22 protein-coding genes are annotated in these 26,098 nt (G+C 44.9%); 15 read left to right on the top strand and 7 right to left on the bottom strand.

Features of this window, described 5'->3' with window-relative positions; all coding sequences use genetic code 11:
• Nucleotides 1-66 precede the first annotated feature (66 nt).
• The 7 genes from yisI to MHI44_RS17305 all read left to right on the top strand — a co-directional run bounded on the left by yisI (nt 67) and on the right by MHI44_RS17305 (nt 2,593).
• Nucleotides 67-237, top strand: a complete 171-nt coding sequence (gene yisI, locus MHI44_RS17335; protein WP_003233086.1) for an aspartyl-phosphate phosphatase YisI — start codon at nt 67-69, stop codon at nt 235-237.
• Between the two features lie 422 nt (nt 238-659).
• Entirely contained in the window at nt 660-881 is a 222-nt protein-coding gene (locus MHI44_RS17330; RefSeq protein ID WP_003233088.1) for a spore germination protein, read from the top strand.
• A 14-nt stretch (nt 882-895) separates the two neighbouring features.
• Nucleotides 896-1,129, top strand: coding sequence for a spore germination protein GerPB (gene gerPB / locus MHI44_RS17325; RefSeq protein ID WP_003233090.1), 234 nt, complete (start codon nt 896-898; stop codon nt 1,127-1,129).
• Nucleotides 1,130-1,151: 22 nt separating this feature from the next.
• Entirely contained in the window at nt 1,152-1,769 is a 618-nt protein-coding gene (locus MHI44_RS17320; protein WP_003245548.1) for a spore germination protein GerPC, read from the top strand.
• Nucleotides 1,766-1,942, top strand: coding sequence for a spore germination protein GerPD (gene gerPD, locus MHI44_RS17315; RefSeq protein ID WP_003233093.1), 177 nt, complete (start codon nt 1,766-1,768; stop codon nt 1,940-1,942). Before MHI44_RS17320 ends, gerPD begins: the two co-directional genes overlap by 4 nt.
• Nucleotides 1,942-2,343 (top strand): spore germination protein GerPE, encoded by a 402-nt coding sequence (locus MHI44_RS17310; protein ID WP_010886467.1) that lies wholly within the window; start codon nt 1,942-1,944, stop codon nt 2,341-2,343. The genes gerPD and MHI44_RS17310 overlap by 1 nt, the downstream gene beginning before the upstream one ends.
• 31 nt (nt 2,344-2,374) lie before the next feature.
• A complete protein-coding gene (locus MHI44_RS17305) occupies nt 2,375-2,593 on the top strand; it encodes a spore germination protein (protein WP_003233096.1) in 219 nt (72 codons plus the stop codon).
• A 36-nt stretch (nt 2,594-2,629) separates the two neighbouring features.
• Here MHI44_RS17305 and hlpB read toward each other — a convergent pair whose 3' ends face one another.
• The 5 genes from hlpB to addB form a co-directional block, all read right to left on the bottom strand.
• Nucleotides 2,630-2,932: an HNH nuclease-like protein HlpB gene (hlpB, locus tag MHI44_RS17300; RefSeq protein WP_003233097.1), complete on the bottom strand. Its 303-nt coding sequence runs from the start codon at nt 2,930-2,932 to the stop codon at nt 2,630-2,632.
• A 13-nt stretch (nt 2,933-2,945) separates the two neighbouring features.
• Nucleotides 2,946-6,338: an exonuclease subunit SbcC gene (sbcC, locus tag MHI44_RS17295; protein ID WP_339202484.1), complete on the bottom strand. Its 3,393-nt coding sequence runs from the start codon at nt 6,336-6,338 to the stop codon at nt 2,946-2,948.
• Nucleotides 6,335-7,510 carry an exonuclease subunit SbcD gene (gene sbcD / locus MHI44_RS17290; RefSeq protein ID WP_339202483.1) on the bottom strand — a complete coding sequence of 392 codons (1,176 nt, stop codon included), beginning with the start codon at nt 7,508-7,510 and terminating at the stop codon, nt 6,335-6,337. The genes sbcC and sbcD overlap by 4 nt, the downstream gene beginning before the upstream one ends.
• Nucleotides 7,511-7,581: 71 nt before the next feature.
• The gene (gene addA, locus MHI44_RS17285) at nt 7,582-11,280 is read right to left on the bottom strand and encodes a helicase-exonuclease AddAB subunit AddA (RefSeq protein ID WP_339202482.1); all 3,699 of its coding nucleotides are present in this window, start codon (nt 11,278-11,280) and stop codon (nt 7,582-7,584) included.
• Nucleotides 11,267-14,767, bottom strand: coding sequence for a helicase-exonuclease AddAB subunit AddB (gene addB / locus MHI44_RS17280; RefSeq protein ID WP_339202481.1), 3,501 nt, complete (start codon nt 14,765-14,767; stop codon nt 11,267-11,269). Before addB ends, addA begins: the two co-directional genes overlap by 14 nt.
• Before the next feature lie 183 nt (nt 14,768-14,950).
• Between addB and MHI44_RS17275 the strand changes: the two genes are divergently transcribed.
• The gene (locus MHI44_RS17275; protein WP_003245806.1) at nt 14,951-15,388 is read left to right on the top strand and encodes a ferritin family protein; all 438 of its coding nucleotides are present in this window, start codon (nt 14,951-14,953) and stop codon (nt 15,386-15,388) included.
• A 117-nt stretch (nt 15,389-15,505) separates the two neighbouring features.
• Complete coding sequence (locus tag MHI44_RS17270; RefSeq protein ID WP_032728981.1) at nt 15,506-15,832, top strand: four-helix bundle copper-binding protein; 327 nt, start codon at nt 15,506-15,508, stop codon at nt 15,830-15,832.
• Nucleotides 15,833-15,861: 29 nt separating this feature from the next.
• Here MHI44_RS17270 and MHI44_RS17265 read toward each other — a convergent pair whose 3' ends face one another.
• Nucleotides 15,862-17,589 carry an SgrR family transcriptional regulator gene (locus tag MHI44_RS17265; protein ID WP_339202480.1) on the bottom strand — a complete coding sequence of 576 codons (1,728 nt, stop codon included), beginning with the start codon at nt 17,587-17,589 and terminating at the stop codon, nt 15,862-15,864.
• A 113-nt stretch (nt 17,590-17,702) separates the two neighbouring features.
• Here MHI44_RS17265 and MHI44_RS17260 point away from each other — a divergent pair, with 113 nt between their 5' ends.
• Both MHI44_RS17260 and MHI44_RS17255 read left to right on the top strand, forming a co-directional pair.
• A complete protein-coding gene (locus tag MHI44_RS17260) occupies nt 17,703-18,908 on the top strand; it encodes an MFS transporter (RefSeq protein WP_247471468.1) in 1,206 nt (401 codons plus the stop codon).
• A 106-nt stretch (nt 18,909-19,014) separates the two neighbouring features.
• The gene (locus MHI44_RS17255) at nt 19,015-20,169 is read left to right on the top strand and encodes an AbrB family transcriptional regulator (protein ID WP_015383286.1); all 1,155 of its coding nucleotides are present in this window, start codon (nt 19,015-19,017) and stop codon (nt 20,167-20,169) included.
• 213 nt (nt 20,170-20,382) lie between these two features.
• Here MHI44_RS17255 and ntdR read toward each other — a convergent pair whose 3' ends face one another.
• Entirely contained in the window at nt 20,383-21,372 is a 990-nt protein-coding gene (gene ntdR / locus MHI44_RS17250; RefSeq protein ID WP_029317580.1) for an NTD biosynthesis operon transcriptional regulator NtdR, read from the bottom strand.
• A gap of 103 nt (nt 21,373-21,475) precedes the next feature.
• Between ntdR and ntdA the strand changes: the two genes are divergently transcribed.
• From ntdA to glcP, 4 genes are all read left to right on the top strand, one after another.
• Nucleotides 21,476-22,801 (top strand): 3-dehydro-glucose-6-phosphate--glutamate transaminase, encoded by a 1,326-nt coding sequence (gene ntdA, locus MHI44_RS17245; protein ID WP_317680028.1) that lies wholly within the window; start codon nt 21,476-21,478, stop codon nt 22,799-22,801.
• Nucleotides 22,773-23,621: a kanosamine-6-phosphate phosphatase gene (ntdB, locus tag MHI44_RS17240; protein WP_106073787.1), complete on the top strand. Its 849-nt coding sequence runs from the start codon at nt 22,773-22,775 to the stop codon at nt 23,619-23,621. Before ntdA ends, ntdB begins: the two co-directional genes overlap by 29 nt.
• Nucleotides 23,622-23,634: 13 nt before the next feature.
• Nucleotides 23,635-24,687, top strand: a complete 1,053-nt coding sequence (gene ntdC / locus MHI44_RS17235; protein ID WP_106073786.1) for a glucose-6-phosphate 3-dehydrogenase NdtC — start codon at nt 23,635-23,637, stop codon at nt 24,685-24,687.
• Between the two features lie 71 nt (nt 24,688-24,758).
• Entirely contained in the window at nt 24,759-25,964 is a 1,206-nt protein-coding gene (glcP, locus tag MHI44_RS17230) for a glucose/mannose transporter GlcP (protein WP_080529148.1), read from the top strand.
• The last annotated feature ends 134 nt before the right edge of the window (nt 25,965-26,098 follow it).

Genomic DNA, 26,098 nt, shown 5'->3' with positions numbered 1-26,098 from the left:
AAATAGGTTATACTAACGATATCCTGTATTTATATCAAAATAAAATCTAGAATTGGAGATAGCGTAATGAACAGTAAAATTGAAGAAATGAGGATCACACTAATTGAAACCGCACAAAAATATGGCATGAATTCAAAAGAAACGATTCAATGCAGCCAAGAGCTGGATATCCTGCTGAATACCCGGATTAAAGAAGAAATGATTTTTGGGAGATATCTTGAAAACTCCCGTATGTAAATCATTTTCTATAACAATTAGAATACACCACATGTAACTCCGCTTTTTGCTCAGCACTTCTGGGATATACCTCAGGGCGAGAATGTGCCCGCCCAAAAATCGAATACCGCAGCACGACATACTCCAAAAAGCATTCTACACGCAAAAACATCAAAGAAATAAACAAAAATCACCATAGGCGGATAGCGGCATCCTTCGCCGCATTTCCGCTCAATTTATACCCAACATCCTCTTTTGCCATGTTTAAACATAACGGCCCGAAAAAATAAAACGCTTTCATCAAGAGCCGATATGTCCCCTTTAAATTTCTCTCACACATATGTGCGTTTGTCATAAGCTATCGTGAATAGCCCAATTGAAATCAGAATTGTCATTTCACTTTACCTGTCTTTTTTTAATTTTTCAACAAAGGATGTGCTCGTATGCCGGCCATTGTCGGAGCGTTTAAAATTAATGCGATTGGTACGAGCGGAGTCGTTCACATCGGGGACTGCATTACGATTTCTCCTCAGGCTCAGGTCAGAACGTTTGCCGGTGCTGGCAGCTTTAATACCGGCGACAGCCTCAAGGTGATGAATTATCAAAACGCGACGAATGTGTATGACAATGATGCTGTTGATCAGCCGATCGTGGCCAATGCATAAAAGGAGTGAGGCTCATGAACTTCTATATTAATCAAACCATTCAAATCAACTATCTCCGGCTGGAATCAATCAGCAACTCCTCCATTCTGCAAATCGGGAGCGCCGGATCAATCAAGTCACTGTCAAATTTGTATAATACAGGAAGCTATGTAGAACCGGCACCAGAAGTTTCTGGCTCAGGACAACCGCTCCAGCTGCAGGAGCCCGACACAGGTTCATTGGTCCCGCTCCAGCCTCCTGGCCGTTAATCATATGAAAGAGGTGAAGAACATGTATGATCAATCTGTTTCCTCTTACCTGCAAAACTTGAATTCCTTCGTTCAGCAGCAGGCGATTCACATTCAGCAGCTCGAACGTCAGCTGAAAGAGATTCAAACTGAAATGAATACGATGAAACAGCGGCCGGCCACTACCATTGAGCGTGTGGAGTATAAATTTGATCAGCTGAAAATCGAAAGGCTCGACGGGACTTTGAACATCGGTTTAAATCCGACTGACCCGAACAGCGTCCAAAACTTTGACGTCAGCCAGTCGACACCGCAAATCGGGATGATGCAGCAGGAAGAGAGCGCTCAGCTCATGCAGCAGATCCGCCAGAATGTCGACATGTACTTAACCGAGGAAATCCCAGATATTTTGGAACAGCTTGAAAATCAATATGACAGCAGACTTGACGATACAAACAGGCATCATGTTATTGAAGACATCAGAAAACAAATGGACAGCAGGATTCACTATTATATGTCCCATATCAAAAAAGAAGAAAATACACCGCCTGCACAATATGCAGAACATATCGCTGAGCATGTGAAGCGTGATGTCATCCGCGCTGTAGAACACTTTCTGGAGCATATTCCATCAGAAATGAAAGGAGATGAGCAAGCATGATCTTTACAGTCATCAACCGCAGCTTGGAAGTCGGGGACATCCGGATGAACGGTGTGTCCAGTTCCTCCGTTTTCCACATCGGAGACACTGAATCCATTTACCTGTCTTCTATTTTTGATACACCGCCTGAATCTCTTATTATTGGGCCGTTTGCTCCGCTTGCGCCAGAATAATGCTTAAACGCATATCACGCATCAGACTAGTTAAGTTTAATTCCCTCGGGATCGCAAGTGTGTTTCAAGTTGGCGACACAAATGAAATCGATATGAGTGTAAAAGTATTTGCTGTGCAGCGTTCTCTGTCCACGTTTTACCATAATGAAGGCTCATTTAACAAAAAGGAGTATCAGATCTTTCAGCAGCAGGCCGTGAAGCCGCTCCCCGAAACAGGTGTACAAAGCGCATTTTGCCACGAGGTGCCGGCTATTTATGTTCGCAGCATCAAAATTCAAGGGGTCTCAGCCTCTTCTGTATTACATGCCGGATCAGCTTCGCTTATTCGCGGTGATGCGAGACTCAAACATATCAGACAGATTCAGTCTCCCCGCTCACAATCGCCCGCCAAGAACATATAATAAACAGAGACTTCGATAAAGGGTGTCGTTTATGCCAGCAATTGTCGGGCCTATAGCTATCAATTCCATATCGGGCGGAGTCGTAAACTTTGGTGATTCCTTTTACCTTTCTCCGAAAAGCTCTTCAAAATCTGCGCTCGGTTCGGGAGCAGGAAACACGGGAGATTTCCTTCTATTAAATAACGCAGTCAACGCGACAAATTATATAGACCCCGATGTCAACGATCAGGATATGGTTGGAAACGGATAAAAGCAGCCGCTCTGCAAAGAGAGGGCTGCTTTTTAGTCATTTTTTCTTTTTTCGTTCATTTGATTTCTTTGTTTTGATCAGCTTCTCAGGCGGCTGTTTTCTGATCCATTTGACAAACCGGGCAAGCTCTGGATCGCTTCTGAGTTCAGCCATTCCGTTTAAACGTACGGCGAGCTCTTGATTGGTATATAAGGCATGAATCTGTTTATGGCAAGGAATACAGAGCATCGCTGTCGGCAAAAACGTTCCGCCTTCCTCTTTCGGTGTGAGATGATGCTCTGTCAGCTGGACATCGCTCCGGCCGCACAGCTCACATATTCCGGCAGTCTGCTTTGCCATATCCGCTCCTCCCTCACATCAACTCAAGTGATACCCGCGTACCGCGGCCGCTCGGTTCAGCCGGATGGACGATCAGCTTTTTCGGAAGCCGTGCACGCAGTTCCTGCACATGGCTGATGACACCGACAGCCAGATTGTCTGACTGAAGTTTTTCCAAGGCCGTTACAACCGTATCAAGCAGATCTTGATCCAGTGTGCCGAAGCCTTCATCTAAGAAAAAGAACTGAAGCGGGTATTCCCCCCGAAGCTGAATCTGCGCAGACAGCGCAAGAGCAAGTGAAAGCGAGGTGAGGAAGGTCTCTCCTCCAGACAAACTGGAAACCGGGCGTCGTACGCCTCCATTCGCGTCATCCCGCATCACGAAGCCGCCTTCTGAGTCTACTTCGATGGCATAGCGCTGTCTTGTCAGCATACTGAGTCTTGCTGAAGCGTCCCTCGCAACGCTTTCAAGCTGCTCCTCAGCTAAAAATTCGACGAAGGTATTGCCTTTAAACACAGCTTGCAGCTTGTCCAGCCTGTCGATATGCGTCTGCCATTTTTTCAGTTCAGCTTCAATTTCATTAAACCGTTTATGATGGTCGCGAATGACAGCCAGTGCTTTTGCTGCCGCGCCTTTTTCCTCAATAGCAGCGCCAAATGCGTCCTCAGCTTCTTGTAATGCTGCAACGGTTTCGTTCCATTCGCTCTCTGATAATGCTCTGCCGGCAAGTATCTCTGCTACTCGTTTTAAGTTTGCAGCATTTTGCTTCAGTTTATCCATAAACTGGTCTATGCCGGTTTTCATCTTTTCAAGTTCATCAGCTGGGATGAGACTTTGTTCAACCTCCTCAGTCCGGGTAATGGAGGTGTTTTTTGTATGCTCAAGCCAAGCAGCTTTTGCTTTTTCCAATCTGCCCTTCGCCTCTTGAAGAGTGAGCTCGCTTGCAGAAGCCCGGCTTTTCGCCTGGTTGAGCTTCATTTGGGCGCTTTGCAGTTCTTCATATAAAGATTGTTCTTTTTCCTTTAACAGCTTTAGATCCTGCTGGACAGAGCGGAGTTTGATTTGAATCGAATCTCCTTTTGCATAATCTCCGAGTTCGTGCTCATAATCAGCTATCACGCTCTTGATGCGTTCAGCCGCATAATGAAGCTCCAGCTTTTCCCGCTCAAGCCGGTGTCCAGATTCCCGCAGTTTTTCCTTTTGTGCTTCATGCTCAGCAAGAAACGCGATACTCTTCTCAATTCGTTTTTCACATTCTTCTGCAGCCCGGTCCTTTTCTTCAATGGCTTGCTGCCATTTTTCTGCTTCGTCCACAGATTGATTCTGAAATGCTTCTTTAAACATGTTCAGACTGCTGTCCATTGAGGATTGAAGCTCGCTGATGATGCTTTCAATACGGTCAGCTTCTCTTTTTTCAAAACCGATTTTTTCATTAAGCTGCTCGGCTTTTTTTAAAGATTCCTGATAGGCGCCGATCATTTGTGCCATTCGTGTCTTAACAGAAAGAATGTCCTGCTTGATTCGTTTCCATTCGAATTTGACAGTTTCAAATGCTTCATACACCGGCTGATGTTCGAAGGAAGCTGCCGCTTCAAGGTTCTGTGCTTGAATTGTCTGCAAAAACGGACACTGTTCAATAAAGCGCGCGGACTGTTCTTCAAGCGTAATTTTGGCTGAAAGAATCTCCTGGCTGAGAGCTGCAGCTTCCGTCAATAACACATCTGTCCGTTTGATGTCCTCTTCAAGATGGCTGTCGGCTTCATACGTTTCATGTACTGAGGCAGATGGATCATGATCGGTTGAACCGCATACCGGGCAAGGCTTTCCGGCAGTCAGCTTTTGGGCTAACTCTTTTGTCAGCAGTGCCACCCTTGCTTTTTCACGCTGTAAGTGAAGCGTGTGTTGACTCTTTCTAGCCTCTTCCGTCATATGTGTTAATGAGCGTTCCGTTTCGCACACCAAATGGTACACAGTTTGTACAGTCTCATATGCCTGAATGATGTTGTTTTCTTCCGCTTCCGTCTTTTGAACGAGTGTATTCTTCTCTTCATTCATCTTCTGCAGCACGAGGTTCAATTCTTCACTTCGTTTTTTCTCTTTTTTGATTTGCTCCTCGGTTTGTCTGATGCGCAATGCCATTTCTGCAGCCTGCTGGCAGCTTTTTCGCTCATTGGATGTCACCTGCAGGGATTTGAGCTGCTGCTTCAATTCTGTCTGTCTGTTTTGCCCTCGTGTCAGGCGGTCTGTTACCGTCTCCAATTCATTCATGACAGATTGAAGAGCCTCTTCTTTCTGCCGAAGGTCAGCCTTTTTGCGCTCTTCCTCTTGCTTGGCCTCACTCAGTTTGATTTCGATTTCCTGCAAGCGTGAAAGCTGTTCCTGCTCTGTTAAAAGCTCAGGCTCTTTCTCGCTTTTATGCTGGCGCCACGCTTCATACTCTTCATGTTTTTGCTGAAAGAAAGCTGTCCGGTCTGCTAAATCCTTTTGGGCTAGCGTTTGTTCCTTTTCAGCTTGCTCCTCATGCTGGATCGCTTCTGCGTACCGGTCCGCATAGGGCTTAAGGGCTGCTGCTGTTTCTGCTTCCAGCAGGCGTTTTTGCATGCTGTCTATATGCGACTGTTCTTCTGCGAGACGTTTTTCCTCTTCTTCATAAGCGGATTTTTCCTTTTGGACATTCCATATCTCCTGATGCTCTGTAAACCGCTCCTTCGCCTGATCACGGTTCTTCCTCATCGCTTCCAGCCGGGCTTCAGCTTGTTCGAGAGCCTTTTCAGCCTGCTCCACTGCCTCTGAGCTCGCCTCACCGAGACCGGACTGTTCAGCAAGCATTTCATTTTTTCTCGCATTGGCTTCCTGCGCCTGCCGTCTCAGCTTTTTCACAAGCCTGTCTCCATATTGCTCCAAATTAAATAAACGCTGAAGCATATGCCTGCGCTCTGCCCCTTTTAAAGACAGAAATTCAGCAAATTTCCCTTGGGGCAGCACCACCGCTCTCGTAAAATCGTCGATCGTCAGACCCAAGAGCTCCTCAACTCTTTTATTCACTTCGCTGGCTTTATCAGCCAGCACCGTATGCTCGTCCTTGATTTCGATGAAGCGGCAAAGTGCCGTTTTTACCTTCATTTCATCCGTTCTCTTAAACACACGCTCGACTTTGTATGAGATTTGGTGATTCGTCTGAAGCGCAAAGGTAAAGGAAACAGACAGCGTATCTTCCGCCTGGTTTAAGATACCGTGCGTATTATTCGCCGCCCGTTCCACCTTTCCGTATAAAGCAAGCGTCATTGCGTCGAGAATAGAGGATTTACCGCTTCCTGTCGGGCCGAAAATGCCGAAAACACCGGCACCGGAAAGGCCTTCAAAATCTATCGTCTGCTCCTCTCTAAAGCTGTGGAGCCCCTTAATGCTTAAAGCGATCGGCTTCATTTCACATCCTCCTCTTCAACGCCTGATGCAAGCTCTAAAAACAGCTTCACCATTTCTTCATCCGGCACCGCACCGCCAGTTTGTTTTTCATAAAATTTCTTAAAGCGGTCCTCGATTGAGACATGTTTAACCTCGATCCGTTCCCGGTCTTTGTTCTGTTCTTCAAAAACCGGCCTGATATGGATAAAGCCCGGGTGCGCCTTCCGCAGCCTGTGAATCTCTTCAAGTGACAGCTGGTCCGCGACACGGATTTCCAGGTCAATCCAAGCATTCTGATCTCTGCCTTCATCCAGCCAGCTGTACACCTCACTCAATCCATTTGCCGCTTTCCACTTCACAAGTGGCTTGCCGCTTGATAATAACACCTCTTGCCAAGTGGCCTCTTCCCCAGGCTTTGCGTCCACAATCGTCACTGATTTTGCGTAGCCCGCTTCAGAAAAGCTGTAGGCGAGCGGAGATCCTGAATAACGCGCAAGCGTCCGCGCCCGCTTGATCGTTTGCGGGCGATGCAAATGGCCAAGCGCCACGTAAGCGGCATCTGCCGGCAGGCTTTCAGCAGCCACCGTGTATGCACCGCCGACTTCAATCGGCCGTTCTGAATCGGTTTGGTTTCCGCCTGCCACATAAATATGGCTGGCGGCAATCTTCACTGCATCGTTCCGGAACCGGCTTGTCATATGCTCAAACGCCTGCCTGATTTTCACATCATAGTGATCACGGAGCAGCTTTTCATCAAACGTATCGGATAGCACTTCATTTAACCGCGCTTCAGATGGATACGCCAGCGCTCCAACCGCCAAAAGCTCTCCTGCTGAAGGCACTTCAATATGAATCGGCTCTGTTGTCGGATAACCGATTAAATGAATGCCGTTTTCATGTGTCAGCGGTGAAGCGGCGGACAAACGGTCAGGATTATCGTGGTTTCCGGCAATGACTACGATCGGGCGCTTTCCTCTGTCGCTAAGCGCAGACAGGCTTTCATAAAACAGCTGCTCGGCTAAAGCTGGCGGGTTTACGGTGTCAAATGCATCCCCCGCCATTACAATGGCATCGATCTGCTCATCCTTTACAATCGTATTCATTTCATCCAGCACATCGGCCTGTTCACTCAGCCTGCTTCTTCCTTCAAGCGTTTTTCCAAGATGCCAGTCAGCCGTATGTAAAATCCGCAAATGCTTTCACCTCTCTTTTATATAGAAAACGAGACCCGCTCCGCCTGAAATTCCGGAGCTTATGGATCTCGCTATAATGTCAGAATGTGCCCTCCGTCAAAGAAATAAAGCGCACATCCCTTTACCTTTGTTTTTGCAATTTGCTCCACTGCCTTCGTGTACAGCTGAATTTGCGTTTCATATCGTTTCTTCAAGATCGGGGCCGCTCCTTCAAATCCATGCTGGAATTTGCCCTCAATCCGGTCCGACTTATAATCCAATAGATATAATCCGTCCTCAGTTTCATAGAGACAGTCAATGATCCCCTGCACTAAAAGCGGCTCATCTGCCTCCTGTGCATCAGGATAGATCTCCTTGGCCGGAAGCGCTAAGCTGAATGGTATTTCCCTGTCCTTCCACTTTGCGCCGATCAGCTGTCCGCCGATTTCTGTATGGAAAAATTGCACGATTTCTTCTATATCAATAGCGTCTTTTTGTTCTTCAGTGAGAAGCTCTTTTTCATAAAGCCTGTGAACCGTCTGCTCAGCTTCTTCTATCGACGGCACATGTGACAGCGGGATATGCTGCATAACCGTATGCATGGCAGTCCCTTTCTCTGCTGCTGTCAGGCCTTTTTTCATCATAAAAGCGGGACGTCTGAACAGAATGCTTCCATCAGCCGGCTTTACAGGGGCCCTGCCGCTGTATTCATCCTCGTACTCTCTTTTTCTTTTGATCTCAGAAACCGATTGCTTTGTCCGAATTTGCGTCACCTCGTGATGCGGGTATGTCCAGCTCAGCTGCTCGCGGGCTTTTTCATCAAACGCAAACGAGCCGGGAACTGGTTCACCTCGGCGGATCGCTTCTAGGCGCTCGCTTTTTTCTTCCATTCTTTCTTCCAGATCATCATCAAGCAAATCATGGGAATGGATCATTTGAACGGCAAAACGAGCCGGGTGATCTGAGATGTCAGCGTGTGCTGGCACACCAGCCAAATCCTCCAAGTCTCTGTGCCTGGCAAGAGCCGGCCCGATGAAATCTAGATACGTTTTCGCCTGATAGCGGTCAAATTCTGGCAGAAGCCAATCAGTTTGGGACGCGGATGCCTGCCATTTTGCAAGCTGTTTCTGATGATCCTTACATGAGCCAATCAGAAACAGCTTTTCCTTCGCTCTCGTTAATGCAACATAGAGAACACGCAATTCCTCTGACAGCAGCTCCCTGCGCATTTTTTTCTTCATCGCAATGAGCGGAAGCGTCGGATAGCTGATGCGTAATTGCGGATGAATATACTTCGTGCCAAATCCGAGCTCCTTATCCAGCAGGTGCGATTTGTTCAAATCCATCATGTTGAAATTCCGGCCGAGACCTGCTGCAAACACGACTGGAAATTCGAGCCCTTTGCTGCTGTGAATCGTCATTAAGCGGACAACATCCTCCTGCTCGCTGAGCGCTCTCGCCGTACCAAGATCATCGCCCCGCTCCTGCATGCGTTCGATAAACCGCAGGAAACGGAACAAGCCGCGAAATGCCGTTGATTCATATTGACGCGCCCTGTCATAAAGAACACGCAAATTGGCCTGGCGCTGTTTTCCGCCCGGCATCCCGCCGACATAATCCATATATTTGGTGTCGCGGTACACTTCCCAAATCAGCTCAGATACTGAGTGGTTTTTCGAAAACGCGCGCCATTTTTGCAGATGTCCGTAAAACGTATTTAGCTTTTGATAAAGCTCATCGTTCCGGTCACCAGCAGCCAGGTAGTCTTTCATCGCCTCATAGTACGGCGCTTTTTTATTTTCAAGCCGGATCAAAGACAGCTCGTTTTCATCTGCTCCGACAATCGGTGAGCGCAGCACAGAGGCAAGCGGTATATCCTGATACGGATTATCGATTACCTTCAGCACAGAAAGCGCGACGGCGACTTCGACCGCTTCAAAATAGCCTGACGTCAAATTGGCGTAAACCGGTATGCCCTGTGCTCTCAGCTCCTCCATGATTTGCGGAGCCCAAGGCATGGAGCGGAGCAAAATCACGATATCCCGGTATTGAATATTGCGATGTGTTTTCGTTTTTCCGTCATACACCTTAAATGGCGATGAAATCAGCTTGCGAATTTCCTTAGCGATGGCTTTTGCCTCAAACTGCACCGTTTCAAGCTCTTCTGCTTCCTCGCTTGCATCCGTATCTTCTGCGTTGTCGATCAGCAGCAGCTCTGTTTCCGTCTCGTCATTGTCCGGATACGCTGCACCAAGCTTCAGCTCAGCCTGCTCGTCATAATCGACCTCACCGATTTTGCCGCCCATCAGCTGTTTAAATAAAAAGTTTGTGCTGTCTAAAATATCAGCCCGGCTTCGGAAATTTTTATTTAAATCGATTTTCCGCCCCGTGCCTTCTCCGCTCTCTGTAAACCGTTTGTATTTAGAGAGGAAAAGAAGCGGCTCCGCAAGCCTGAATCGATAAATCGACTGTTTGACATCTCCTACCATAAACAGGTTACCAGTCTCCTCCGGCCCGCTTGTGACAAGCTGCAGAATCGATTCCTGCACGAGGTTGGTATCCTGATATTCGTCAACGAGCACCTCATGAAACTGTTCCTGATAAAACCTTGCAGCCTCGCTCGGCCCACGTTCACCTTTGTCATTCTCAGCTGTCAAAATCGCTAAACAGTAATGCTCCAAATCAGAAAAATCGATGATTGATTTTTCCTGTTTCGCAGCTTCGAATCGTTTTCCATAGCTGATGACAAGCTGTACGAGCGTTTCAATGACAGGCTTCATCTCGGCTAGGCTTTTCAAGTGCTGTTCAGGACTTCGCGTGAAGTAGTCGGTTTTGAGCTTTTCAAGCAGTTTTTTTGCGCCGTTTCTCAAATCTGTCGCCTCATCAAGGAGCGCTGGATCGAACTCATCCCCTTTTACTGCTTTGGCACGCTTAAAAGAGACGGCGGGCACCCGCTTATATAGTTCACTGAAATCGTCCTGATGCTGAATCAGTTCATCAATCTGAGCAAGATCATCAAGAAAATTGTCAGCACGCGGCGCCGGGCCGCCCGGCGCTTTCGTCAGCTCAAGCGCGCGCAAGAGCTTTTCCTTCGCCCCGTTAAGCACCATTGCAATATCCTCTTTGACATATTGATAAAACGGCAGCTCCTCGATGGCGCTTTTTTCTGATACATCATACAAATGAACAAAGCTTTCCAGCCACGCCTCCGGGTTGGGATGGGATCGGGAATACTCGTACACCTGTTTAACGAGAAATTGCAGATCCAGATCATGCCGGTCTGTCGTATAGCGGTCAACAAGCTCAAAAAACGCCTTTTCACCCTTTGCGTATTCGTCTTCAAACAGCTCGTCAAGCACTTCATCCCCGAGTAGCTCGCCTTCCGTCTGATCAGCTATCCGAAAGCCCGGATCAAGATCGATCAAGTAGTAATATTTCTTCAGCACTTGCAGGCAAAAGGAATGGAGCGTCGAAATGCTGGCCCGGTTTAAAAGAGACAGCTGGCGTCTAATATGCAGCGAGCCGGGGCGCTGTACAAGCTCTTTTTCCAAGGCTTCTGCGATTCGGTGCTTCATCTCTGCCGCTGAGGCGTTTGTAAATGTCACAACGAGAAGACGGTCTACATCTATTGGGTTTTCCTCCGCGGTGATTTTCCGAATCATTCGTTCAACGAGCACAGCGGTTTTACCAGAGCCCGCAGCCGCTGCCACAAGAATATCCTGGCCGGTTGAAACAATGGCATTCCATTGGTCATCTGTCCATGTGCTGTCTGCCGGTTTAGGAATGTTCATTGCCATCCGCCTCCTTTTTTATCCACTCAAGTATTGTCTTGTCCTTTTCAGCCTTTAATGGGCGATACTCGTTTTCTTCCAGTGATTCATCAAATTGGCATACTGATTTGAACGCACAGTATGTGCACGGCGTCTTGTTCTTCATTTTGTACGGCTCAATGGATACGCGCCCGTCGGTGATTTGTTCGCCCGCTTCCTGGAAGGTGCGGCGCACATGCTTTGTCAAAAGATCAAATTCCTTTTCACCGACTGCTGCCGAGTCTGATCTAAGAGATCCGTCTTTTTTCAAGCCGGCGTTTATGATATTTGAACGTCCCTCTTGAAGGGTTGTATCCATGAGGCGAACCACTTCCTGATCACCGAGGAGCAAGCCCTTCATTTTAAATTTCTTAAAGATCTCCTGTTCAATCTCGTCAAGCCCAAGCGGGAGATTAGATTGAATCATCGGGTCATGAATGTGGAAATACAGCACTCCGGCAGGCGTCGCCCTCATCCCGAGCCAGTCAGCTGAATGTGTAATCGATAAATCAAGGTACGTCAGCATTTGCAGTGCCAATCCGTAATATACTTCCGCTAAGTCAAGGCCTTTGTCGCTTGATTTATAATCGACAATCCTGAGGAGCAGGCCTTTTGAGCTTTCAGCCTTATCAACACGGTCAATTCGCCCGACGAGTTCCATCGTACAACCGTTTTTCAGTTGAAAGGTCAGCGGCGGAAGCGGCCCTTTTCCTCCAAAGCCCAGTTCAAGCCCGATCGGTACGAATCCGCTCGCTTTCGCATGCTCGCTTAAAATGCCGGACACACGTGTCACAATTTTTTGCAGTTTTTCCTTCACATAATAATGCCGGTTTGAGCTGAGCAGAATTTCCTTTTGCAGTTTCGGTGCCAGCCGCTCTACCGCATCATAGGAAAACAGCTCGCACTGCTCCTTCGTTAAATCGCGCCAATCCAGCTTTTGCTCACGCAGCCTGTCCGAAATCAGCTTTAAGCTGGAATGAAACAGCTGGCCGATATCCGGTGCTTCAAGCTTGAAGAATTGCCGTTCCTTCAAATGCAGCCCGTGTGACGCAAAATGGGAAAACGGGCATGCGTTAAAGGTTTCCATTCTCGATACACTGCCCTGAATGCGTTCACCATAGAGCTGTCTCGACACGCTGCGTTCAAGCTGCTTCACTTCATTCCGGAAAAACAGGCTTGAGAACAGCTTTTTCGACTGCAGCCTGTCCGGCTCACTCATCAGCACATTGTACGTGCTCCACCAGACGTCGCTGATGTCGTATTCCCGAGTCCATAACCTGAGCTGGCTCGCGGTAAAGGACTGTGCCACGCTTTTATTCACGACATACATCAGCTGTTCCTCATCGCTGACCTGTTCAGGTTCATTTGTTAACAGGCGCTCCTTATGATATGGAAACAGTTCTTCCAGCCGCTTAACGATCATCGACGGCAAAAGCGTTTTTCCTTCTGCATCTGCAATCGGATACGATACGTAAAGCCGGTCAGACGGACTTGAAAACGCCATGTAGATGAGGAAATGCTCATCAAGCAAACGCTCCCGTCCGCCTGAGGATAGCTCAACCCCAATCGTTTTCAGCCATTCCCGGTCATCATCCGACAGGACCCCGTTTTCATCAGGGCGTGCCGGCAGAACGCCGTCGTTTGCCCCGAGCACAAAGGTGCAGGAGGTGCCATACATTCTGGACAAATCCATATTGCCGACAAACACCTGGTCAAGCGCAGGCGGAATTAGAGAAAACGTAAGCGACTCCGCGCCGGCTTCTATCATTTGCTGAAACAAATCAAGAGAAATCTCATCATCTCCCATCATTTCAACAAACTCCTCAAGCAGCTGAATGACTGCGTCCCACGCCTGCTGATGCTGCTGCGCTTCAATGATTCTGCCGTCATCCTCAGCACGCTGCCTTTCCTGATCCAGCTTCAGCGGCACATCCGTCTCTTCTAAATAACGATAGAGCGCCTCCGCCTTCTCTTGAACCGTCTTCGCTTTTTTCATGCGTTTTTGAAGCTGAAAAAGCGGCGGAACAATCCAATCGCGGGTGTCATTCAACATGTTTTCCATTTCGATTTCCTGATCAGTCTGCGCAAAATCATCATCCAATGACACAAAACGCCTGTATTGGAACCGATCGCCCTTTGTCCAGCGGTCGCCTTTAATACCATAGGCGATACAGTAATTTTCGAGCTGATCGACCTGTTCTCTCACTTTGGCCTTCGGTTCATTGAGCGGGAATAGCAGTTCGGTTTTCACGCAGCGAAACACCGCTTCATAACGCCAATTCCCTTTCAGAACATCAAGGCTTGACCGGATAAATTCAATTAACGGATGGTTCAGCATAGATGCTTTTCCGTCAATGAAATAAGGAATCTCGTAATCTGCGAAAACTTCCTTCACCATATCCTTGTAGTCTTCCGGCTGGCGCGCAAGAATTGCTACATCCTTATAGCGATATCCCTTCTCTCTGACTAGGGCGTGAATTTCCCGAGCAATGCCTTCCAGCTCAGCTCGTCTGTTTGCGGCCTGCATCACAGTAAGGGCTTCTTGTTTTTCTGCGTATGGAACGGCCGGACGCGCTTCATACTGTGCCTCTAGATGCGCCAATTCCGGCGTCTTTGTATGCCGCTCAGTCCCGCTCAGCTCTTTATACGTAATGTCCAAATTCAGTTCCTTCGCCTTCTGATGCAGGCGGTAATAGGTTTTCCCCGTCATTCTGAACAATTCCAGTTCATGCGGCTCCCGCTCATATGACGGCTTGTCCGCTGTGAGCGAAAACGTGATATGCTCCGCATGAACCATAAGCTGCTCCAACACCCTGAATTCCTGCGGGGTAAACTGATAAAAGCCATCCACATAGATATGGGCGCCTTTTATATCTTCCGCAAGCGGGATATGCTCTGCCAGCAATGTCAAATAATCCTCAGAGTGAAGATATTGATCTGCGAGGCTTTTTTCCATTTGCTGATACAGAATTGATAAGTCATGGAGCTTTTCAGATAAAACACGTTCTCCGCGATACTCGGAAGCCGTTCCGCTTTCCGCCATCCGGCGGATATCCTCCGGTTCCAGACAATAGCGCTTAAACTCTGTCAGCATCCGCTCAACCTGTGCGGTAAACCCGCTTTTGTCACTCGCTTTTTGATAGACTTTGAACTCCTGTTTATGCTCCTCAATGAGCTTCCGCAGGAGCATTTGTACGCCGGTGCTCGTCAGAAACGGCCTGCTCATTCCTCCCGTATGCTGGAGGATGCGCCAGGCCAATCGTGAAAAACTGAACACTTGAGCGCGTATCATCCCGCCCATATCTGGCGTTTTAGCAAGCTCGTATTCCATTAAAAACGTCATTTGATCCGGGACTAGAAAAATGATCGGCTTCCCGAATGGAGCCCGGCGCAATTCATCCTGAATGCTGTCGATGATCAGCTTCGTTTTTCCACTCCCGGACCTGCCTACTAAAAACTCTGCTCCCAAATTAGAAGACCCCTCTCTTTTTATCTCTATATATTTTATCGAATGTTGACGAAAATGACCAATCTGATCTATTGGTAAAAACGGCCTTTTCACATATAAAAAGCTGATTATCTCCGCACATCTCTCCCTGCCCAACATATACTTTTACAGAAGCCCAATTCCTAAGAATGGAGTTGAATCCCCTTGCATTACAGCTACTATCCCTATCCGGTGCCATACAGGGAAGATCCTGTTTTGATTCGGAATTTGCAGAAGGCCATCAACGGAGAATTCAGTGCCATTCAATGCTACCGCAAGCTTGCCGAACTCGCCCACAGCGATGAGGTCAGAAAACAGATTGAAGAAATCAGGCGTGACGAGATTCGCCACCTCCGTGAATTTTCCACACTGTATGGTTCAATTACCGGCAAACACATCATGCCGAAACAAACGGAAGAATGCCCGGACAATTTCACAAGAGGACTGGATGCCGCTTTTAAAGATGAACAAGAAACCGTCGACTTTTACTTGCGTGCGGCCGAGGAAACGTCAAACTTAAAAGCGAAAGGCGTCTTTACGCGCGCAGCACGTGATGAACAAAATCACGCTGTCTGGTTCCTATACTATCTGATGGAACGTTAGATATACCCGTTCAGGGTATATGTACATATCCCCTTAGCTAAAAACACACTCCCCTGTTTTTTTCAAATGCAGCCGGGAAACATAAAACCATATACTGTCATACAGGGGGAATCCACCATGGAGCAATATTCTGAAGCTTGTATTGAGGCTTGCATCGATTGTATGAAGGCTTGCAATCATTGTTTCACTAAATGCTTGGAAGAAAGCGTGCAACATCATCTCAGCGGCTGCATCCGGCTTGACAGGGAATGCGCGGATATTTGCGCGCTGGCGGTCAAAGCCATGCAAACGGACAGCCCGTTTATGAAAGAAATTTGTGCACTTTGCGCCGATATTTGTGAAGCATGCGGCACTGAATGCGGAAAGCACGATCATGATCATTGCCAAGCATGTGCGAAAGCCTGCTTCGCCTGTGCTGAACAATGCCGCAGCTTGGCAGTTTAAAAAAGAGGGTTCAAAAAAGAACCCTCTTTTTATTTGGACAGCCATACGGAGTACAAATCAACCCATCCCTCTTCATCAAGCACCAGGCCTTTTACATTTTTACTTGATGTCACCTGGAGCACATTTTGATACAGCGGAATCGCATTCAGCTCCTGTATCATCTGCCGGTCAATGTCACGTAAGATGTTGATTCTCGAACAACGGTCAGGCATGGAAAACATCTGCTCTGTCATTCCTGAGCATATCTGTGTCAGCTTTTCAGATAGATGCTGATACAAGAAACTGTTCTCCGACAGCAGCAAATGCAGAAAACCAAACTCGCTGTCTTGATAAAACGTCGCACTGTCATGAATGATATCCGCCATCTGCACGGTTTCCGGCCGTCGCAGATCAGCAGCATCACAGAATTGAAGTGTAAGCCTGATACCGTGCTGGGCGCAAATATTTTGAATCCATTCGGCGTCCTCACGATGATCTGTTTCCGAAAAGGTATAAAGCACGATTGTTTCGCCCTCGTATCCGCTTTTCTTCAACAATTCAGATGGCGAAACGCCCTCCCACTCAAAAGAACTCGGATGCAAAAAGGACGTAACCGGGATTCTTCGGTGCCCTCCCGCTTCACGAACGAGCCGTTCAGAGGAAATCAGCAGCCGGAGCGCTTTTCTAAAGCTTCGGTGCTGAAGAGGCCCCTTCTTTTTTAGATTAAGCGACAAATACTGAACATGCCGCTCATCAAAAACAGTTTGCTGCTCAGGACATGTTTGTTTTTCTTGAATGGTAAAACCGTTCATCTCTCCGGCTTGCTCAGAAAACACAAACTCAACGCGATCCAAATAGGGGCGTCCCTTGAAGTAGCGCTCATTGGCTTCAAGCACAAGCATCCCGCTGTGTTGCTGATTCACCTGAAAAGGCCCTGTTCCATTTTTCCCGCCGCCCTGTTCTGCCGGCAGTATGGACAGCCGTTCATCACAAAGAGCATACGGCAAAAGCGCATTCGGCTTATCGAGTATGAGTTCCACACAATAAGGGCCCTTTTCTAAGACTTGTTTCACTCCGTGCAGAAGCCATTTATACGGGTTGTCAGCCAGTTCCAAAAAGCGCTGAAATGTAAACGCAGCGTCCCGCGATGTCAGCGGCTGTCCATTATGAAATGACACACCTTTTCGAAGAAAAAATCTCCATTGTTTTTTTCCGACCTCTTCCCATCCATGAACCAAATGAGGCTTCGGCTCCTGCATATCCGAATCAAACGTGAAGAGTGTATCAAATATCTGTTTGACGAAATGGCCCTCAGACCGCAAAAATATTTGGCATGGATCCAAACTGCTGACAGATTCAGGCGTAATGAACAGCCGCAGGACATCCTTCGCCCCATTCTCGCCTGTCTCCGTCACAAATCCGAATACCTCTGAAAGCCACATGTTATATTCGTTTTGAAGCCCTGGAAACGCGGACTGATACTGCTGAAGCAGCTCCTTTGCCTTTTTAAGCTTTCCTGACATGGTATATTCCTTTGCAGTTTGAAGAAGCAGTTCCTCAGGCCTCCGAAGAAACGCGATTTTAGATTTACGGCCGCGCCCCGCCCCGCTTTCCCGGATAATCCAATTGCTGTTCTCCAGCTTATGTAAAATGAGCTTTGCATTTCTTTCTGTACAAAATAAACAGTCGGCAATCTCAGTAAGCGTCATTTCGTTCATTTGCCCATACTCGGCGCAGCCTGTTTTTACAAGCGCCACGTAGTGCTCTATCAGCTTCAATCCCCGCACCTCCCGACAAAAGGGGAACTTTTATCTCTTCTTTTCTTCACTTTTTGGGCCGCCGCCCCTTCTATACACTACTACTATATCAAACAGCGAAAGGCGGCGATCACATGTTGGCCAGTTTTCACTCTATAAAATCGAGATATACCGCTCCCGTTCGGCTCCGCTTTTTCGGCGAATTGCTGACAAGCCTGACAGGTGCAATGATGGGACCTTTTATGGTGCTGTATCTGCATGAACAATTAAACGGCAGTATCATGATGCCAATGCTGATCATCAGCCTTCAGCCATTTGCTGATATTTTCCTGACGCTCGCTGCAGGAAAGGCGGCGGACCGGATTGGGCGGCGCACAGCGATTTTGACCGCATTGCTTCTTCAATCAGCGGCAATGACAGGGTTTGTATTTGCTGAGCATGCGTATGTTTTCGCTATTCTCTATGTCATGAATGGCATCGGAAGATCGTTGTACATTCCCGCTTCCCGCGCCCAAATTGCTGAAAGCACGCCGGAAAGCAGACGTTCGGAAGTGTTTGCGGTCATCAATGCGATCTATTCGGCGGGTCTGACGGCAGGGCCGCTAGTGGGGATGCTTCTGTACAATCATAACCCCGTGTGGATATTCGCATTAGATGCTGCAGCATTGTTTATCTACTTTCTGATCGCTGCACTGAAACTGCCTGAGACAAAGCCGCTACACCCAGCTGTTACCCCGAAAATGTCCGCGAGCTTTACGATATACAGGCCTGTCCTGCTTCTTTTGCTGCTTTCTCTCCCCATCAGCATGTTATATGCACAAACAGAAACAACATACAGGCTGTTCAGCAAAAACATGTTTTCTGATTATCTGTCCATGCTGACCATCTATTCAGCAGCAAAAGCTTTATTCAGCTGTGTTCTCCAAGTACCTCTTGTCAAAGGGACCGAAAAGCTTTCAATGAAAACAATCCTCTTCATTACTTATATTTGCTACTCCCTTGCGGCTGCCGGTTTTGCATGCTCAACCTCCCTGACAATGCTTTTAGTGACGGCAGCGGTGATGACGGTTGGCGAAAGCATCGGGCTAACCCACATCCAGACCTTAATATCGAAATTGGCGCCGCCTCATTTGCTGGGCCGGTTTTATGCTGTCTATGGTCTGCATTGGGATATATCCCGCTCAATCGGACCGCTGGCAGGCGGGCTGATCCTGACATCATTTGGCGGAGAAGTGATTTTTTACGCTCTTGCCGTGTGTCTGCTGACAGCGGGTTTATCTCTGACTTACACAATAGAAAAGCTCGAACACAAGGTCATAAGAAAAGTGAATCGCTTATAGAAAATAATTCATAATTTCTTTATCAACAAAAATATACTATAGTAATAAATACATTCACTACGTGAACAATTGGAGTGTTACGTGAAAAAGGAAGAAGGGTTTTACATTGAAGAAAGACGAAAATCTCCTCAAAGATCTATGGTTTATCGCAATCAGTGCAGCCGGGGGGTTTATTCTTTCATTAACCGGAATATCAATTGGATGGATGATCGGAACACTGATTGTCGCCTGCTGCCTCGCCATGATACGGCCGGCATGGCTGATGATGGCACCAGACCAAAAAGGAATTAACCGACGATGGCTCGCCCTCGGGCAGATGATCCTCGGCATCGAATTGGGCCAAAAGCTGAATTTATCCGTTCTCTCTGTTCTCAAAGACCATTGGTTTTCAGTCGGCGTTATGCTGATATTGTCTATCCTGCTGGCCATGCTGTCAGGATATGTGCTTTGGCGTTTCAGCAAAACGGATATGATGACTAGCTTTGTCGGCACCGCTCCCGGCGGGCTTTCCGCCATGCCGAGCATCGCACAGGAAGTAGGCGCCAATACCGCTATAGTCAGCCTCGTTCAAATGATGCGTGTGCTGCTCGTGGTGCTTTCCATTCCGTTTTTAGTCATTCTGATCTATACAAAACAAGATCGTACCGCAAGTGCCGCAGCAGAGACGATTTCTTCTGCAACGACAGATTTTAGGCTCGCTCCCGTTTTGTGGACCGTCATTCTTATTCTCGCTGCCTGGGGAGCTTGCAAAGCTGCGAAATTTTTAAAATTTCCAGCTCCATGGCTGCTCGGCAGCATGCTCGGTGTAGCAATTGTACATGTTGGCGGAGCTGCGGTGACAGGGCACGACATGACGGCATGGTGGCCGTCACAAGCTAACCATGTATCACAAGTATTTCTCGGGGCAACGATCGGCTCTAAGATGTACAAAAGCATGTTTGCCGGCGTCACCCGTATTATCATCGTCGGGTTTGTCTCGTCCGTCGGTTTAATCGCAGCAATGTTTTTGAGCGCCGTGATCGTTTCCGAGCTGACAGGAATTTCGCTCATCACTTCTGTTCTGGCATTTGCGCCCGGCGGGATTGCAGAGATGGCGACGACGTCAGTTACCTTACATGCTGATTCCACCTTTGTCGTTGCGGTTCAGGTCATTCGCGTCATTCTGGTTATTGCCCTGCTGCCGCCGTTTTATCGGCTGCTTCACCATCTTCATGGTGAAAAAAAAGACAAAAAGAGCTCGATCAGCGGCAGTAATGCCTAGTTGAAAAAAGGGTTCAAGAACTTTTAATTCGCAAACCATCGAGATGGGGAAATATAAGCGGATATTTCGTTGTTAATGGATCAGATTTGAAGTGAGTGCTGCCAGAGGGTGAAATGAAAGAAATAATTGACGACTTACGATTGAAAAAGAGGTTAAAATGAATAACCTCTTTTTCTTATATAAAGATATAAAATGTTAAAGGGAAATCTATCGTTACGTTGATTCTCTTATAATAAGCTTTGTTGGCAGTTTAATAATTCTTCTGTTTAAAGAGGCATTACCCGAAATGGACTCGATGATTTTCAACACAGCCTGTTGGCCTAATTCTATTACGGGAATATCAATTGTTGTTATGGTCGGAGTAACAACTTGGCAGATCAATTGGTTGTCAAAACCAATTACAGCTAAGTCTTCTGGAACTTTAAAGCCATTTTTCATCGCCTGTTTAATAATCCCTGCGGCGACTTGATCATTTCCTGTAAATATTGCTGAGGGTCTGTCCTTTAGATCCTTTATCTTATGAAAAACACGAAAGCCATCCTCGATATTAAACATTTCGCCGAATATCCATTCGCTTCTATGATGTAAATTGTAATCTTGTAAAGCTTTCAAATAACCCTCTTTCCTCTGACATTGAGCTTCGCTATATGGAGTATCAAAACAAAACCCAATTTTTTCATGCCCTCTTTCAATTAAATGTACTACCCCCATGTATGCGGCTTCAAATTCATCATACCCAATTATCGTGATGTCCGCTGAGTGATGATATTCATTACATAATAAGATAGGACCATACTTTAAGAAAGGGGATATCTGATCCCATTCATTTTCTAAAGTTCCAAGAATAATACCATCCACTTCTTTATGCTTCAATAACTCTAATAATTCTAGCTCTGTCTGTTTGTCATAAAAGGTCTGAAATACAATTACCTTGTAATTCTTAAACAGTGCTTCATGAGAGACCCCTTTTATTAATTGAGCAAAAAATGGATGGTCGATACTCGGAACCGATAAAGCTATCGTTTGTGTCTTATTTCTCCTAAAATTCCGAGCTAAATAATTGGGAGTGTAGTCAAGTTCGTTAATTGCCTTTAAGATCATATCTCTTTTTTCTTTCGACACATAAGGATGATTATTCAATACTCTTGACACTGTGGTTTTAGACACATTGCATAATTTTGCTATTTCATCAATTGTAGGCATATTTTCCCTTCCTTAAAAAAGTTGTTGACATGTTACCGATTTCAGAAATTAGGATAAATTTGTAATAAATTTTTAGATTATAAAATCATTGGAGGTACTGTTCATGCAAAAACAGGTTAAGATTTCAGGTAAAAGCAAAGAAAACATGTCACTATTAAAACACTTAAAAGGTGACGTACAAGGAAAAGAACTTGTTATTGAAGACAGTATTGTAAACGAGCGGTGGAAACAAGTATTAAAAGAAAAGATAGATATTGAACATGACCTTTTCAACTATCAAAAAAATCGTGAAATCAGTAAAGTCCCTTTTTTGCCTGTAGACAGATTAATAACCAATGATGAAGTGGAAGATATCTTAAATACATTAACTGAAGTTTTGCCAACTGGAAAATTTACGAGTGGTCCCTATTTAGAGCAATTCGAAAACGTTTTATCTACATATTTACATAAAAGGTATGTAATTGCAACCAGCAGTGGAACCGATGCTATTATGATAGGTTTATTGGCTTTAGGGTTAAACCCAGGGGATGAAGTTATCATGCCGGCTAATAGCTTTTCAGCTACTGAAAATGCTGTGTTAGCTTTGGGAGGCGTTCCTATCTATGTAGATATTAACCCACAAACATTCTGCATCGATCCTGACAAAATTGAAGAAGCAATAACTCCTTATACAAAGTTTATTCTACCTGTGCATTTATACGGAAAACATTCAGACATGCAGCATATCCGTCAAATCGCAAATCGTTATGAATTAAAAGTAATTGAAGATGCCTGCCAAGGAATTGGACTGACAGACTTAGGAAAGTATGCAGACATCACTACATTAAGTTTTAATCCCTATAAGAATTTGGGTGTATGTGGCAAGGCTGGGGCAATAGCAACTGATAATGAAGAACTCGCTAAAAAATGCATTCAATTTAGTTATCACGGTTTTGAAGTAAATGTAAAAAATAAGAAAGTCATCAATTTTGGATTTAATTCAAAAATGGACAATTTACAGGCAGCAATTGGTTTAGAGAGAATGAAGTACCTTTCATTAAACAACTTCAAAAGACTGTTCTTGGCGGATAGATACATTACCCAATTAGCAGAGTTGCAGAATAAAGGCTATATTGAATTACCAGAATTAAGTGAAGATCATGTATGGCATCTGTTTCCTATTAAGGTAAGAACAGAAGATAGGGCAGATATCATGACTAAATTAAATGAAGATTTTGGTGTTCAAACAGATGTATATTATCCAATACTGTCTCATATGCAAAAAACTCCTTTAGTACAGGACAAGTATGCAGGACTCCAATTGGTTCATACGGAAAAGGCTCATAGTCAGGTACTGCATTTGCCTTTATATCCGTCATTTACTTTAGAAGAACAAGACAGAGTAATGGAGGGACTGTTTCATGTTATTAAGCAAGAAATCGGAGTATAAAACGTTATCCACGGTTGAACATCCTCAATATATTGTTTTTTGTGATTTTGATGAAACGTATTTTCCGCATACAATCGACGAACAAAAGCAACAAGACATCTATGAACTCGAAGACTATCTAGTACAAAAAAGTAAAGATGGGGAGCTAATAATCGGATGGGTTACTGGAAGCAGTATAGAATCTATTCTCGATAAAATGGGACGAGGAAAATTTAGATATTTTCCGCATTTTATAGCTAGTGATCTTGGAACTGAAATTACGTACTTTTCTGAGCATAACTTCGGACAGCAAGATAATAAGTGGAACAGTCGCATAAATGAAGGGTTTAGTAAAGAAAAGGTTGAAAAACTTGTGAAACAGCTGCATGAAAATCATAACATTCTTTTGAATCCTCAAACTCAATTAGGAAAGTCACGGTATAAGCATAACTTCTACTATCAGGAACAAGATGAAATAAACGACAAGAAAAACCTATTAGCAATTGAAAAAATCTGCGAGGAATACGGCGTTTCAGTAAATATAAATCGGTGTAATCCCTTAGCAGGCGATCCAGAAGACAGCTATGATGTAGATTTTATCCCCGTAGGGACAGGAAAGAATGAAATTGTAACGTTTATGTTAGAGAAATACAACCTAAATAACGAAAGAGCTATCGCATTTGGGGATAGTGGAAATGATGTTCGTATGTTACAGACAGTAGGGAATGGATATCTGCTAAAAAATGCAACACAAGAAGCCAAAAACTTGCACCACCTTATAACTGATAGTGAGTACTCAAAAGGAATTACTAATACCTTAAAAAAATTAATTGGATCATAAGGAGGAAATAAAAATGAAGAAGATAGGCATCATAGGTGCAGGTGGTATTGCAAGAGCGCATGCAACTGCTTTATCTACAATAAAAAATGCAGAGTTAGTAGGGGTATATGACATAAATCAACAAAATGCGGAAAGCTTTGTGAAAACTTTCGGCGGGAAGTCATTTGAAAACGCAGATGAACTAATTGATGCCTCAGAAGGTTTAATTGTAGCATCACCAAACTTTTGCCATAAAGAACATGCTTTGCAAGCATTAGCAAAACATAAGCATGTATTGTGTGAAAAGCCTATGGCTATTTCTCTTGAAGAAGCAAGCATAATGAAAGATACCGCTGAAAGGTTGAGCGTAAGAGCCAGTATGGGATTTAATTATAGATATTTATCTTACGTAAATATCTTAAAAAGCTTAATTATCAATAATGAACTAGGTAACATACTGTCCATAAAAGTACACTTCAAGAAAAATAGTGCACTTAGGCGTAAGAAATTTACTTGGAGAGATGACGCTAACAGTAAGAAGACGAGTGGATCATTGGGGGATCTGGGTATTCACCTTATTGACATGGTATGGTATTTGTTCGAGAGTGATTTCATCACAGAATCAGTAAGGGCAAAAATGAACACAAATGTAAAAACAAAAGAGGATAAACAGGTACTCGTAGATGACTATGCAGAAATTTATGGCCAGCTGAAGAACAAGGTATTTGTAAATATCATCACATCAAAATGTTCTGTACCTGAAGACTGTGGTTTTAGCATTGAGGTAGTTGGACACAAAAAAGAGTTTAAATACCACACAGGTAATCCTCACGTTTACAAGCTCATAGATGGCTTGAACGTGGTAGACTGCCCAGTACCGCAAAGCCTATTAAACGATCCGCCAAACGAGTTTTATGGATGGGCTGATTCTTTTAGAAGCGAGTTAATCAATTGGATTGCATCAACTCAGAATGATTGGGTTGAGATCCCTTCTTTTAGTGATGGTTTTAGATCTCAGGAAGTGTTAGAAATGTTCTTTGAGAAAGACAGCAACTCTCAACCAATGTCTGTTTCAGCAGTCAACTAGTATTTCGAAGAGAGAAGTTACTAAAAAAGCAGGAATTTATTTTCCTGCTTTTTCATATAGGGGTGTAATGAATGTTAAGAGGGACATATTTATTTGGATATGCTTTCTTTTTTACAGTAGGTATTATCCATATATCAACAGGGAGTTTGACACCATTTCTATTAGAGGCTTTTAACAAGACAACAGATGATATTTCAGTCATAATCTTTTTTCAGTTTACCGGATTTCTAAGCGGAGTATTAATCGCACCGTTAATGATTAAGAAATACAGTCATTTTAGGACACTTACTTTAGCTTTGACAATAATGCTTGTAGCGTTAAGTATCTTTTTTCTAACCAAGGATTGGTATTATATTATTGTAATGGCTTTTCTCTTAGGATATGGGGCAGGCACATTAGAAACGACAGTTGGTTCGTTTGTTATTGCTAATTTCGAAAGTAATGCAGAAAAAATGAGTAAGCTGGAAGTTCTCTTTGGATTAGGCGCTTTATCTTTCCCATTATTAATTAATTCCTTCATAGATATCAATAACTGGTTTTTACCGTATTACTGTATATTCACCTTTTTATTGGTCCTATTCGTAGGGTGGTTAATTTTCTTGTCCAAGAACCGAAAGTACGCTAAGAATGCCAACCAACAAGTGACCTTTCCAGATGGAGGAGCATTTCAATACTTTATAGGAGATAGAAAAAAATCAAAGCAATTAGGCTTTTTTGTATTTTTTGCTTTCCTATATGCTGGAATTGAAACAAATTTTGCCAACTTTTTACCTTCAATCATGATAAACCAAGACAATGAACAAATTAGTCTTATAAGTGTCTCCTTTTTCTGGGTAGGGATCATCATAGGAAGAATATTGATTGGTTTCGTAAGTAGAAGGCTTGATTTTTCCAAATACCTCCTTTTTAGCTGTAGTTGTTTAATTGTTTTGTTGATTGCCTTCTCTTATATAAGTAACCCAATACTTCAATTGGGTGGTACATTTTTGATTGGCCTAAGTATAGCGGGCATATTTCCCATTGCTTTAACACTAGCATCAATCATTATTCAGAAGTACGTTGACGAAGTTACAAGTTTATTTATTGCTTCGGCAAGTTTCGGAGGAGCGATCATCTCTTTCTTAATTGGATGGAGTTTAAACCAGGATACGATCTTATTAACCATGGGAATATTTACAACTATGGCGGTCATTCTAGTAGGTATTTCTGTAAAGATTAGGAGAACTAAAACAGAAGACCCTATTTCACTTGAAAACAAAGCATCAAAAACACAGTAAAAAACGTATAAAATAAAGATACTAATAGACATATCGTATAAGCAGTGCAAATTCCTGAACATCTCTTCAAGAGGAAAACTGATTTACGTTACAGCCTTGAAAAAGAAGGAAGAAACGCGAAAAACACGCACCGC

The organism is Bacillus sp. FSL K6-1366, assembly GCF_037976695.1.
Taxonomy (GTDB): Bacteria; Bacillota; Bacilli; order Bacillales; family Bacillaceae; genus Bacillus; species Bacillus subtilis.
The sequence above is the reverse complement of the archived record's forward strand: the minus strand, read 5'-3'. Positions and strand labels throughout refer to the sequence as shown.